The sequence below is a fragment of the Streptomyces sp. LX-29 genome (assembly GCF_029541745.1).
In the GTDB taxonomy this organism is placed as follows: domain Bacteria; phylum Actinomycetota; class Actinomycetes; order Streptomycetales; family Streptomycetaceae; genus Streptomyces.
Genome location: NZ_CP089746.1, coordinates 6,643,536 through 6,655,541, shown reverse-complemented (window position 1 = coordinate 6,655,541; position 12,006 = coordinate 6,643,536). Strand labels below are relative to the sequence as shown.

Annotated in this window: 8 protein-coding genes and 4 pseudogenes; 7 read left to right on the top strand and 5 right to left on the bottom strand. The window is 67.8% G+C overall.

Annotated features, from left to right (window positions below; all coding sequences use genetic code 11):
* Window positions 1-65 precede the first annotated feature (65 nt).
* Window positions 66-251: a hypothetical protein gene (locus LRS74_RS28055; RefSeq protein ID WP_277743597.1), complete on the bottom strand. Its 186-nt coding sequence runs from the start codon at window positions 249-251 to the stop codon at window positions 66-68.
* Window positions 252-531: 280 nt separating this feature from the next.
* Between LRS74_RS28055 and LRS74_RS28050 the strand changes: the two genes are divergently transcribed.
* The gene (locus LRS74_RS28050) at window positions 532-843 is read left to right on the top strand and encodes a hypothetical protein (protein WP_277743596.1); all 312 of its coding nucleotides are present in this window, start codon (window positions 532-534) and stop codon (window positions 841-843) included.
* 339 nt (window positions 844-1,182) lie between these two features.
* Here the strand turns inward: LRS74_RS28050 and LRS74_RS28045 are convergent, their stop codons facing one another.
* Complete coding sequence (locus LRS74_RS28045; protein WP_277743595.1) at window positions 1,183-1,953, bottom strand: GNAT family N-acetyltransferase; 771 nt, start codon at window positions 1,951-1,953, stop codon at window positions 1,183-1,185.
* A gap of 181 nt (window positions 1,954-2,134) precedes the next feature.
* Here LRS74_RS28045 and LRS74_RS28040 point away from each other — a divergent pair.
* A pseudogene (locus LRS74_RS28040) lies at window positions 2,135-2,476 on the top strand (transposase); the annotation flags it as partial.
* Between the two features lie 127 nt (window positions 2,477-2,603).
* Here the strand turns inward: LRS74_RS28040 and LRS74_RS28035 are convergent.
* A pseudogene (locus tag LRS74_RS28035) lies at window positions 2,604-3,518 on the bottom strand (IS5 family transposase).
* A gap of 63 nt (window positions 3,519-3,581) precedes the next feature.
* Window positions 3,582-4,375: pseudogene (locus LRS74_RS28030) on the bottom strand (IS630 family transposase); the annotation flags it as partial.
* A gap of 76 nt (window positions 4,376-4,451) precedes the next feature.
* Between LRS74_RS28030 and LRS74_RS28025 the strand changes: the two are divergent.
* The gene (locus LRS74_RS28025; RefSeq protein ID WP_277743594.1) at window positions 4,452-5,636 is read left to right on the top strand and encodes an IS701 family transposase; all 1,185 of its coding nucleotides are present in this window, start codon (window positions 4,452-4,454) and stop codon (window positions 5,634-5,636) included.
* Window positions 5,637-5,799: 163 nt separating this feature from the next.
* Here the strand turns inward: LRS74_RS28025 and LRS74_RS28020 are convergent, their stop codons facing one another.
* Window positions 5,800-6,891 (bottom strand): IS630 family transposase, encoded by a 1,092-nt coding sequence (locus LRS74_RS28020; protein WP_277743593.1) that lies wholly within the window; start codon window positions 6,889-6,891, stop codon window positions 5,800-5,802.
* Between the two features lie 100 nt (window positions 6,892-6,991).
* On the opposite strand from LRS74_RS28020, the pseudogene LRS74_RS28015 reads away from it, so the two are divergent.
* The 4 genes and pseudogenes from LRS74_RS28015 to LRS74_RS28000 all read left to right on the top strand — a co-directional run bounded on the left by LRS74_RS28015 (window position 6,992) and on the right by LRS74_RS28000 (window position 11,996).
* Window positions 6,992-7,897 (top strand): annotated as a pseudogene (locus LRS74_RS28015) (IS5 family transposase).
* A 227-nt stretch (window positions 7,898-8,124) separates the two neighbouring features.
* Entirely contained in the window at window positions 8,125-10,266 is a 2,142-nt protein-coding gene (locus tag LRS74_RS28010) for a hypothetical protein (protein ID WP_277743592.1), read from the top strand.
* On the top strand, window positions 10,259-11,545 hold the full coding sequence (locus tag LRS74_RS28005) for a hypothetical protein (RefSeq protein ID WP_277743591.1): 1,287 nt from the start codon (window positions 10,259-10,261) through the stop codon (window positions 11,543-11,545). The genes LRS74_RS28010 and LRS74_RS28005 overlap by 8 nt, the downstream gene beginning before the upstream one ends.
* Window positions 11,538-11,996 (top strand): hypothetical protein, encoded by a 459-nt coding sequence (locus LRS74_RS28000; protein WP_277743589.1) that lies wholly within the window; start codon window positions 11,538-11,540, stop codon window positions 11,994-11,996. Before LRS74_RS28005 ends, LRS74_RS28000 begins: the two co-directional genes overlap by 8 nt.
* Window positions 11,997-12,006 lie beyond the last annotated feature (10 nt).

Sequence of the window (12,006 nt, the reverse complement as noted above, 5' to 3'; positions counted from 1 at the left end):
GCCGCCCGAAGTGCCGGAGTGACGGGTGGACCGGGAGGAGGCCGACGCCGTCATCAAGGCGGTACCTAGGCAAGAAGGTCCACGTCAGCGGCGCATTCATCGGCAAGATCGAGAAAGCTGAGCGGCCTTGCCCGCATCACCTCGTAGGTGAGCTGGACGACGCTCTGCAGGCCGGCGGAGCCCTGGGCAGGCTCTGGCATCGCGTCCACAAGGGCCAGGGCGGGAGGCACCCTGATGCCGACAAGCCCCATGGCCACACGCGGGAGCCCGCCTCTGGTCACGGAACGGTGGGCATGCTCCCCATGGACCCGCCCGCGCTCGTGGATCGGAGCCTGACCGCCGTGGAACGTCGTTCGTTGCTTGCCACCGGCGGCTTAGCCGCGCTCACTGCCGGGTCGCTGGCTGAGCTGGTTCCACCACTCGGCCGCTCCCCTCTTCCTGGAGTCGTCCGCTCTGTGGACGTCGAGCAGGTGCACACCGCCTCCGCCACGCTCGCCAGCTGGGCCAACCTCTACGGTGGCGGGGGGGTTCGTGAAGGAAGCCTCGATCGGGCAGCTGAACTGGGCGACCGGCCTGCTGAAGGCCAGGTGCCCGGCCGAGCTGGAGACGGAGCTGTTCGCCGCCGTCGGCCGGCTCGCCACGGTCATGGGAGCCTCCGCATTCGACGCCTACGAGCACGACGACGCTCGCCGTCTCCTACAGTTCGGCACCGCCTGCGCAGAGGCGGCAGGAAACCGGCGCCTTCGGGCAACCGCGCTGACCTGGCAGGCCAGGCAGGAGATCTGGTGTGGCTCCCCCGACCTCGGCCTCACCCATGCGGAGAAACGGACTGGTCAGGTCTGACCGGCTGACCTTCCGGGAGCAGGCCATGCTCCACAACGCCAGAGCGCGCGCACGCGCCCTTCGGAGCGGCGAACAGCGGTCAACACGGGTGTCCCATCGCCCGCAGGGGCCGCCACACTAGAGGACGTTTTCCCAGGTCAGACACTAAATGACCGGTCTGGGGCTGCGGTGATTCCCAAGCTTGTAGCGCGGGTTCGATTCCCGTCATTCGCTCTTGGGCAAAGCCCCAGGTCATCGACCTGGGGCTCTTGTGTTGTCCAGACCTTTCCGGGCTCACGCGCCATTCGCGTATGGGACCGTGCGGGGGACCAGCGAGCCAGGGGCTTTACCGCGGCGGTGTCAGAGCACTGAGGCCCACCAGGTCGAGGGCGCTGCGGCGGTGTACCCCAGCGACTCGTACAGCGGCCTGCCCAGCTTCGAAGCGGTGAGCGTGACCGGCAGGTCCGCCAGGTGGGCGAGGGAGCCGAGCATGACGGCCCGCCCCACGCCACGCGACCGGACTGCCGACGATGTGCCGACCCAATAATGGCTGCCGACGCCGTCGTCCACGACCGTGACGCAGGCTCCCGCGGGCACGCCGTCGTGCGAGGCGACAAACACGTCCACGCCCGGCTGCTCAATCAGCGCCATCGGGAACAGCTCGCCGGGGCGGTAGGGCGTGAATCCGGCCAGCTCGAAGCCCTCGATCACGATCCGCTCGGCCGCCTGGAGGTCCTCGGGCCGCCGTACCCGGATCACGTCCAGCACCGGTTCGCCGACGGGACCGGGCGGGCGCAGCATGATCGGCATCTGCCAGCTGCGCATGCCCAGGTGGCTCAGGTCGGTCGAGCTGAACGGATCCTCGGCGTTCACCGGACCTGCGGCTCGGCCAGCCAGCTCGCTCAACTCGGCCAGTTCGCCCGGCTCGAGGTGGGATTCCTGGATCAGGATCCGCAGGCCAGCGCGCTCGTCGCCGTCGACCGCAACGAATCCGCGGCGCCGGATGACCTCATTCCCCCGGCATCGGCCCTTCGCGGTCCAAAAAGCAGCGGAGTTACGGGCCTGACGCATCGGCGCCTCGGCCAAGTCCACGGACATGCGCTGGTCGGCCGAAGCGGATCTTGTTCTCATTGCGCCTACGGTAATGCGCAGTTGCCTCATCGCACAGGCCAATTCCCTGTGAGATGACTGGGCCACCTTCGGGCCGGGGCAGCTCGCGAGCCTGCCGGGGCGTGACCCGGCCGTGCCCTCGGGTGCGGTGAAGTCGTGCGAACGACCAATCCTCTCCCGCTACTTTCCCTTTGGCGCACAGAGCATTCGGAGTGACACGGCTGGACTCGACATCAAGGGTCGTCGGCCCAATCCCGCACCCGATGGCACTATCCCGCTCAGCTGGATGGTCGCCCAGTGGCCCCAAGGTCAGGGCGAGCACGTCAAGTACTGGATCTCGAACCTGCCCACCGACATCCCGGTTGCGGACCTGGTGCGGCTGGCGAAACTGCGCTGGCGCATCGAGCATGACCACCGCGAGCTGAAGACCTCTCTTGGTCTCGACCACTTCGAGGGAGGCTCATTCGCCGGCTGGCACCGCCACGTCACCCTCGTCACCGCGGCGCATCTGTTCCTGACCGAACAACGGACCGCCCCAAAAGCCCCTGGGCCTGACCTCTACCAAGCCCTGGACCAGCTACAACACCTACTCGCCACCTGGACCGGCACCTGCCCGACCTGCCGCCAACCCACACCCTGGCAGCCCTATGACACCACCTAACAAAGCACTACTAGGCAGTGTCTGATGGCTCTTTGATGAGATCGCGGAGCCAGATGACGATGGCTGCGGTGGCCAGGGTTCCTTGGAACACGTAGTCGCGTTTGTCGTACCTGGTCGCCACTGCCCGGTGTTGTTTCAGCTTGCCGACGCAGCGTTCGACCGTGTTCCGGTGGCGGTACTGCTCGTGTTCGAAGGCCGGTGGCCGGCCTCCCGCCCGGCCCCGCCGTCTGCGGTTTGCACGCTGGTCCTCCGGTTGCGCGATGGTCGCCTTGATGTGGCGTTGTCGCAGGTAGGCGCGGTTGGCGCGGCTGGAGTACGCCTTGTCACCGCGGGCCCGGTCCGGCCGGGTGCGCGGGTCCCGGGCGGGCGACCGCAAGGGCCTGCATGAGCGGGATGAACATCGGGCTGTCCCTGCGCTGGCCGGGGGAAGTCAGCCAGACCAGGGGTCGGCACCGGTCGTCGGCCAGCAGATGGACCTTGCTGGTCAGCCCGCCCCGGGAGTGTCCCAGGGCCTCACGTCCCTCCGGGTCCTCACGGGTCCCGCCCCTTTTTGCGGGTGGTCGACCGGGGGCCGGTGCCGGGCTCCGGCGGCGTGCTGGTGGGCCCGGCAGGTGGTGGAGTCGGCGTTGACCGCCCAGGAGCCGTCTGCGTCCCGGGCACTGGCGTCGGCGCCGGTCTGCAACGCGCGCAGGATCCTCGCCCACGTGCCGTCGGCCGACCAGCGCCGGTGTCGTTCGTACACGGTCTGCCAGGGGCCGTAGCGTTCGGGCAGGTCACGCCAGGGAATCCCGGTCCGGGTCCGGAACAGGACCCCATTGACCACCCTCCGGTGGTCCGCCCACCGCCCGCCCGGCCCACCGGTCTCCGGCAGCAGCGGAGCGATACGTTCCCACTGAGCGTTCGTCAGTTCATGGCGACGCACCATGACAGGCTCCTGCCCGGCACGGCAACAGATCCACCATCCCGGCCAAGAGCCATCAGACACTGCCTAGTGACCTGAGTCAGAGATTCGGTGGCAGTACGCGGCGAGTTTGTCGAGGATCTCGTCAGCTGTTCTCGTCCAGACGAACGGTTGCGGGTCCTCGTTCCAGTCGGCCGACCATGCCCGGAGGTCGCGTTCGAGTGCCTGGACCGAGCGGTGGACGCCGCGCTTGAGCATCTTCTGCGTGAGCTCGGCGAACCACCGCTCGACCAGGTTCAGCCACGACGAGCTCGTGGGCGTGAAGTGCAGGTGGAAGCGTGGGTGAGCCAGCAGCCACTTCTTGACCGCGGGCGTCTTGTGGGTCGCGTAGTTGTCGAGAATCAGATGCACTCCCAGGCCGGCCGAAACCTCCTTGTCGAGCCTGGCCAGGAACTTCTTGAACTCCACGGCCCGGTGCCGCCGGTGCAGAGAGCCGATGACTTTCCCACTCGCCACCTCCAGGGCGGCGAACAAGGTGGTGGTGCCGGCGCGGACGTAGTCGTGACTGCGGCGTTCGGGGACGCCGGGCATCATCGGTAGCACGGGCTGGGACCGGTCCAGGGCCTGGATCTGCGACTTCTCGTCCACGCACAGGACCAGGGCCTTTTCCGGCGGAACCAGGTAGAGGCCGACCACGTCGCGGACCTTGTCGATGACAGCGGGTCCGTGGACAGTTTGAATGTCTGCGTGCGGTGCGGGGCCAGGGCGAACGCACGCCAGATCCGCGAGATAGCCGACTGCGACATTCCCGTGGCCGCGGCCACGGACCTGGTCGACCAGTGGGTGGCGTTCTTCGGGGTTTCTTCCAGACAACTAACGATGAATCTTCGACTCAGGTCACTAGTACTGCAACGGTGCTTGCCGTGACTGCTGGCCAGTTTGGTCGTTGGTTGCGTCATGGGTGGGGAACTTGCTGATGCCCGGTCGTGGGCTGGTGAACTGAGGGCCTTGCATGAGCGGTTCGTGCACCGTTTCTCCAGGTCAGAGCCGCGGGAGTCGGCTCTTGCCTATATGCAGGGGCTGATAGCTCCGCTGGAGCGGAAGAACGGATGGACGCTTGCCGAGGAGGCCGGGCATGCGGGTCCGGACCGGATCCACCGGCTGCTGAACCGAATCGACTGGAACGCCGATGAGGTCCTCGACGACGTGCGGGACTATGTCGTCGAGCATCTCGGCGACCCGGAAGCGGTGCTGATCGTGGACGACACGGGATTCCTGAAGAAGGGAGTCCGCTCGGCTGGGGTCCAGCGGCAGTACTCCGGAACCGCCGGCCGGACGGAGAACTCCCAGATCGGGGTGTTCCTCGCCTATGCCGGCGGCCGTGGCCGCACCTTGATCGACCGCCGCCTGTATCTGCCCACCTCCTGGACGGATGACCGTGAACGCTGCCGGGCCGCCGGCATCGAGGACACGGTCGCCTTCGAGACGAAGGTCGTCACCGCAAGGGCGATGGTCCGCCGGGCCATCGCGGAGAAGATCCCGTTCCGGTGGGTGACCGCGGACGCCGCCTACGGCTTCTCCAAAGGTTGGCGGACCGAGCTGGAGCGGGCCGATGTCTTCCACGTCATGGCCACGACCCGGCACGACACCGTCGTCACCCGCTGGGCCATGGACCACCCCGTCCACGACCTGTTTCCCGGTCTCCCGAGGCAGAAGTGGAAGCGCCGTTCCTGCGGCGACGGCGCCCACGGGCCACGGGTCTACGACTGGGCCAGGGTGGAGGTCCGTCCCTGGCACCGCGAAGACCGCCGGCATTGGGTGATCGCCCGCCGCAGCGTGAGCCGGTCGCAGGAGATCTCCTACTACATCGCCTACTGCCCCGCCGAGACCACACTCGGCGAGCTCATCCGTGTCGCCGGCAGCCGGTGGGCAGTGGAGGAATGCTTCCAAAGCGCAAAGCAGGAGTGCGGCCTGGACGACTACCAGGTCCGTCGCTACGACGGCTGGCACCGCCACATGACACTGGCCATGGCCGCCCACGCCTGCCTCACCGTCCTGCGGGCCCGCGAACTCGACACCGGGAAAGCAGAAACGGATCCTCCGACCTCGTCCCCCCCAGCCTTCCCGAGCTCAGACGCCTGATCCACCGCCTCACCCACCGCCACCCAGCACCCGTCGACCACGTACTGCACTGGTCACACTGGCGACGCAGACGACAACACCAAACCCGCATCAGCCACTACAAACGACGCGGCCACACACCACCAGAAACTGCCAAACCCTCACAGCAAACACCGTTGCAGTACTAGTGACCTGAGTCAGAGACTCTTCGGCAGTAGGCGGCGACTTTGTCGAGGATCTCGTCGGCGGTCTTGGTCCAGACGAACGGCCGTGGGTGGTCGTTCCAGTCGGCGAGCCAGGCCCGGATGTCGCGTTCCAGTGCCTGGACGGAGCGGTGGACGCCCCGCTTGAGCTTCTTCTGCGTGAGCTCGGCGAACCACCGCTCCACCAGGTTCAGCCACGAGGAACTGGTGGGCGTGAAGTGCAGGTGGAAGCGCGGGTGGGCCAGCAGCCACTTCTTGACCGCGGGTGTCTTGTGGGTGACGTAGTTGTCCAGGATGAGATGGACCTCGAGGTCCGCGGGCACCTCCTTGTCGAGCTTGGCCAGGAACTTCTTGAACTCAACGGCCCTGTGCCGGCGGTGGAGAGAGCCGATCACCTTGCCGGTGGCGACCTCAAGAGCGGCGAACAGGGTGGTGGTGCCGGCGCGGACGTAGTCGTGACTGCGGCGCTCAGGGACTCCGGGCACCATCGGCAGAACGGGCTGAGACCGGTCCAGGGCCTGGATCTGCGACTTCTCGTCCACGCACAGAACCAGGGCCTTCTCCGGCGGATCGAGGTAGAGGCCCACGACATCGCGGACCTTGTCGATGAACAGGGGATCTGTGGAGAGCTTGAACGTCTGCGACCGGTGAGGCGCCAGCGCGAATGCGCGCCAGATCCGCGAGATCGCCGACTGCGACATCCCTGTGGCCGCCGCCATGGACCTGGTCGACCAGTGGGTGGCGTTCTTCGGTGTCTCTTCCAGCGTTTTGACGATGACCCGCTCGACGTCCGCGTCGGTGATCTTCCGTGGGACACCAGGCCGGGGCTCGTCGGACAGTCCATCCAGGCCACGTTCGAGGAAGCGTCGCCGCCAGGTGCGGACCGTGTCCGGAGTGACCTGCAGTCGACGGGAGACCTCCATGATCGAGTGCCCTTCGGCGCACTCCAGCACGATCCGCGACCGCTGGGCCAGCGCTTGAGCCGTCGTGCGGCGACGCACCCAGCCTTCCAGCACAACCCGCTGGGCATCGGTCACCGACAACGGCGGAATCTTCGGACCCGGACGACTCATACCAAACCAACGACGAATCTCCGACTCAGGTCACTAGGCAGTGTCTGATGGCTCTTGGCCGGGATGGTGGATCTGTTGCCGTGCCGGGCAGGAGCCTGTCATGGTGCGTCGCCATGAACTGACGAACGCTCAGTGGGAACGTATCGCTCCGCTGCTGCCGGAGACCGGTGGGCCGGGCGGGCGGTGGGCGGACCACCGGAGGGTGGTCAATGGGGTCCTGTTCCGGACCCGGACCGGGATTCCCTGGCGTGACCTGCCCGAACGCTACGGCCCCTGGCAGACCGTGTACGAACGACACCGGCGCTGGTCGGCCGACGGCACGTGGGCGAGGATCCTGCGCGCGTTGCAGACCGGCGCCGACGCCAGTGCCCGGGACGCAGACGGCTCCTGGGCGGTCAACGCCGACTCCACCACCTGCCGGGCCCACCAGCACGCCGCCGGAGCCCGGCACCGGCCCCCGGTCGACCACCCGCAAAAAGGGGCGGGACCCGTGAGGACCCGGAGGGACGTGAGGCCCTGGGACACTCCCGGGGCGGGCTGACCAGCAAGGTCCATCTGCTGGCCGACGACCGGTGCCGACCCCTGGTCTGGCTGACTTCCCCCGGCCAGCGCAGGGACAGCCCGATGTTCATCCCGCTCATGCAGGCCCTTGCGGTCGCCCGCCCGGGACCCGCGCACCCGGCCGGACCGGGCCCGCGGTGACAAGGCGTACTCCAGCCGCGCCTACCTGCGACAACGCCACATCAAGGCGACCATCGCGCAACCGGAGGACCAGCGTGCAAACCGCAGACGGCGGGGCCGGGCGGGAGGCCGGCCACCGGCCTTCGAACACGAACAGTACCGCCACCGGAACACGGTCGAACGCTGCGTCGGCAAGCTGAAACAACACCGGGCAGTGGCGACCAGGTACGACAAACGCGACTACGTGTTCCAAGGAACCCTGGCCACCGCAGCCATCGTCATCTGGCTCCGCGATCTCATCAAAGAGCCATCAGACACTGCCTAGTCCGTTCGAGTTGCGTTGCTCCCCAAGGGGCTGGAGCATCGAGTTACCGGCAGTACGCCCGTTCTCGGTTACGGCCCCGGATCAATGTCTCCCGGGGAAGTGAGGTGACCAGGGTGAGTACGCTCCCGAATGACGCGTATGAGGGCGATACGACAGCTGCTCCCTTCGCGGCGGCACATGTGAGCGTGGAGGCCGCGCGGAGCGACGCGGTTGGCGCCACAGTCCCCATGGCATCACTCTCCTCTCCGTTCTCCGACGGATTCGTCAGTGCGGAGGAGGCGGACAGGGATGCCTTGACGACGGCGGCCCTCCTCTCCGAGCTCGGCGATGAACGTTTCGAGGAGGCCCTGCAGGCACTGGTCGGCGAAGTCGCGGCCGCACATCTGCGCGCAGCCACCCCGTGGTCGCCCGATGCCTCGGCGCCCGTGCTACCCGCGTCGGAGTTCGAGGGGTGGCTGGCCAGGCGGCTCTCCGAGGCCGACGATGTACTCGGTCGGCTCGGTGAGCGGTTCGCCGATCGCCCGGCGGACTCGCTGTCCGTCGAAGAGGTGGATACTGCCACTCAAGAGCTGCTCGAGCAGCGGGACCTCGAGTACCCGGCGATGCAGCAACTGTTCGGCAGCCTGGTCCGCAAGGTGGCCGGCATCGGCAAGGGCATCGCCAAGGCCGGACTGGCCGCGGTCGGGAAGGTACTGCCAACCGGCGTGATCCTCGCGGCGTTGCGAAAGCTCCTCGATCCGCTGCTGCGATGGGTCCTGCGCAAGGCCACCAACCGGTTGCCGGTGAGTCTGCGCCCGGCCGCTTCAGCGCTGGCCAAGCGAGTGCTGCGTGAATCCGCGCCAGGTGATGGGGCGCAGGGCCACCGTACCGATCTCGACTCGGTCGGAGAGGCGTCACACCGGTTCGACACCCAGCTCGCGGAGGTCGTGCTGGCGCCGAGCGACAGCGCCGCCGAGCAGACCGTGGCGGATGCCGTACAGGAGACCGAATGGAGCGAGCATGACCCGGTCCAGGAGCTGGACGAGGCACGCGCCCGCCTCGTCGGCCAGCTCGCGGAGGCGGCGTCCGGTGAGCCGCCGGCCGCCCAGTTGCAGCAGTTCGTGCCCGCGGTCATGGCCGCGATGCCCATGGTACGGGCCGGTGTGGGCCTGATCGGCGGGCGCGAGCGAGTGGCCAGGTTCCTGGAGGCAGGGCTGGCGAAGCTCATCTCAGGCTATGTGGGGCCGGCCGCTGCGAAGGCACTCGCCAGGCCGATCGTGGATGTCGGCATGCGAGCGCTGCGGCTGGAGGCCGAGTCGGCGGAACTGCTCGGTGCCGAGGCGATGGTCGCCACGCTGGAGGACACCGTACGACATGTGCTCTCCCTACCGCAGGAGTCGCTGGACGAACCGCTGCGAGTCGAAGCGGAGCTGCAGGAGGCGTTCGCCGAGGCCGCCGCCCGCCACCTGCCGCGCGAGGTGTTGCGGGCCGATCTCCCCTCCGGCGCGAGGGCCGAGGCCCAAGACGGTGCCGTCTGGCTGTTCATGCCGAGGGCGACCCGGCCTTGCTTTCGGTACAAGAAGCTGAGCCGAGTGCTGCCGCTGTCGATCAGCCGCATACAGGCGGGCGAGGTCCTGTTGCGGACCGGTGAGACCTTGGAGGGGCACCTGCTCGACGCCGGGGTACGGAGCTGGCCGGTCGAAGCGGACCTCCACCTGTACGAGACACTCCCTGGCACCCACGCCGGGCACCTCGCGGCCTTCGAAGACGGAGCGTCGGCCGAGGACTTCGAGGAGTTCACCCCGGAGGCCGCCGCGCTGCTCGTGGGGCGGCCGGGCATGGGCCGTCGGGTGCCGACGTGGCAGCCCGGCGGCGGGCCGCCGAGGCGGCTGTTCCGCCTTGTCGTACCAGGAGCTCCCCGGCGTCGCAGGCGGACCTCGCGATTCGTCGTGCGCATCGATCCGACGGCTGCCAAGCCATTGCTGCGGGTGCACTTCCGGCTCGGTGAGCGAGAGGCCCATGAGCTCACCGGCCATCTGGCCGGGGCGGCCATGAGACAGGTGGTCGTATGCATACGCGCGGCCCTGAGCCCCGCAGCCCGGCGCGGCCTCGCCCGCCGTCTCGCCAAGGGGTCGGAGCGGCTGCCCGGCGGGGCTTTCCCCGCTGAGCGCGCCGGCGCGCTGGCCGAGCACATCAGCGAGGCGATCCTCAGCACACTCGCCAAAGAGCTGCCGAAAGCGGCGGCGACGGTGCGTACGGCCGCACAGGACCCGGCATCCGGCCTCACCCTGTCGTTCACGTTCTCCTTCGCCGACAAGGGCAGCCTGATGTCCGGGATGCCGGAGGCGGCGCCGACGCTCACGATCAGGCCCGGGTACCGCAGTGACTGAGACCGCGGTCCGCGACCAGCTCGCCTTGGAAATCGCCCACTGGCGGCAGGCAGCGGACGCGCTCGCCGACCTCGAGGTAGTGGCGAGCGCGGACGCATGGGCCGGGTTGGAGAGCTACACCCGGCTCCGACTGCGCGACCGGCTGCTCGCCGTCGTCGGCGCGCTGCGGGGCGAGGCATCCGATCTGCACGCCGCGCTGGCCGCCGAGGGAGATCCCGCCGAACTGCGTCGCCGACTGCTTCGCCTACGGGAGCGGTACGTTCAGGCGGAGACCTTGATCGATTTCTTCGGCGATGCCGTCACCTCCCGTACCAGCTCCAGACTTTCGGCATTGTTGCGCGGGCTCGATACCGTGGCAGCCGACAGCATGGACAACGTGCTGCGCCCACTTGGCATACAACCGCCGCCGGTTCTCGTGTACGTGGACAAGGGAATGGGTGCGGCGATCATGCGCGCCGGGATAGGACTCTTCAACGACAGCCATCCCTCGCCGATCGCGGCAATCAAACTGACACGCCATAACCTCGGGCACCCTACGGCAATTTTCCATGAGACGGGCCATCAGGTCGGCCATGTGACCGGTTGGTCGGCTGAACTCGCCGATACCCTGTGGAATCTTCTTGTCCGTCGCTCACGCGAGCTGGCGGAGGTTTGGCGCTCCTGGGCCGGTGAAGTCGTAGGCGATGTCCACGCGTTCGCTTTGGCCGGCTGGGCACCGGTTCCCGCATTGGCTCATGTGGTGGACGGCACTTCGACCGCCGTGTACCGCATGCCTCCGGGGGATCCTCACCCGTTCCCCGTGATCAGAGTGTTGCTCAACACAGCTCTCTGCCAGGGGTGGTTCGGCCGTAGCGGCCCCTGGACCACGCTCGCCAGAACGTGGTGCGAAAGGCACCCGCCGACGGGATCCGATGGCGCGCACTGGATCGCGAGAGCCAGCATCGGCGCGCTGGGGGACATTGTCGAGGCGTGCACCCGCCGTCCGATGGAAGCGTTCGGTGGACGCCCGCTGTGTGCGCTGGCCAATCCACTGCTGGCATCGCCGAAGGCGCTCGCCGAACTCGCCGAGCGGGCCGGACCCTCGCTGCTGACTTCGCAGTACCTGGCCCGCCGCGAATCCGTCCGGATTCTTGCGGCGCTGGTCACCCGTGCGGTCCTTGACCCATCCGCCGCAGCTGCCTGTCGGCGCCGACTGCAGGACTGGCTCGTCACCCTGGGCGCCGGGCAGTCGGCTCGATCAGGCTGGGGCGTAACTGGAGAAAGGAGGGACCATGGCTAAGACGAAGAAGGCATCCAGTGCTGTGACCACGCAGCAGATCCTCGACGCGCTCAAGGGTCTGACCGACACCGTCTCGAACCAGGCGGTGATCGATGAACGCAAGCCGTCAGCCGAACAGGCCCGCGTCATCCTCGACTACGGCGTCCTCACCGGGCTCCTGGAACTGGAAGGGAAGCGCGTCGCGCTGGTGGCCATGAAGCGGACTCACGACAACGCGATCGAATTCCCAGAAGGCGTCCCGGCGGGAGCGGTGAAAGTCGCGGCCACCTCGGAGGGAGGCAAATCTGAAACTGTCAGAATCAAGGAGAATCGAGCGCAGCTGACCAAGGTGTCAAAGAAGAAGTCACTGATCCGTGTCGAACTTCAAAGGAGGGATGGCGTTCCTGTCGGACTGGGCCGGCGATTGTCCCCCGCGCCACCACCTCCCCCTGGAATTCCTCGCAAGCCCTGAGGAGGCGCGC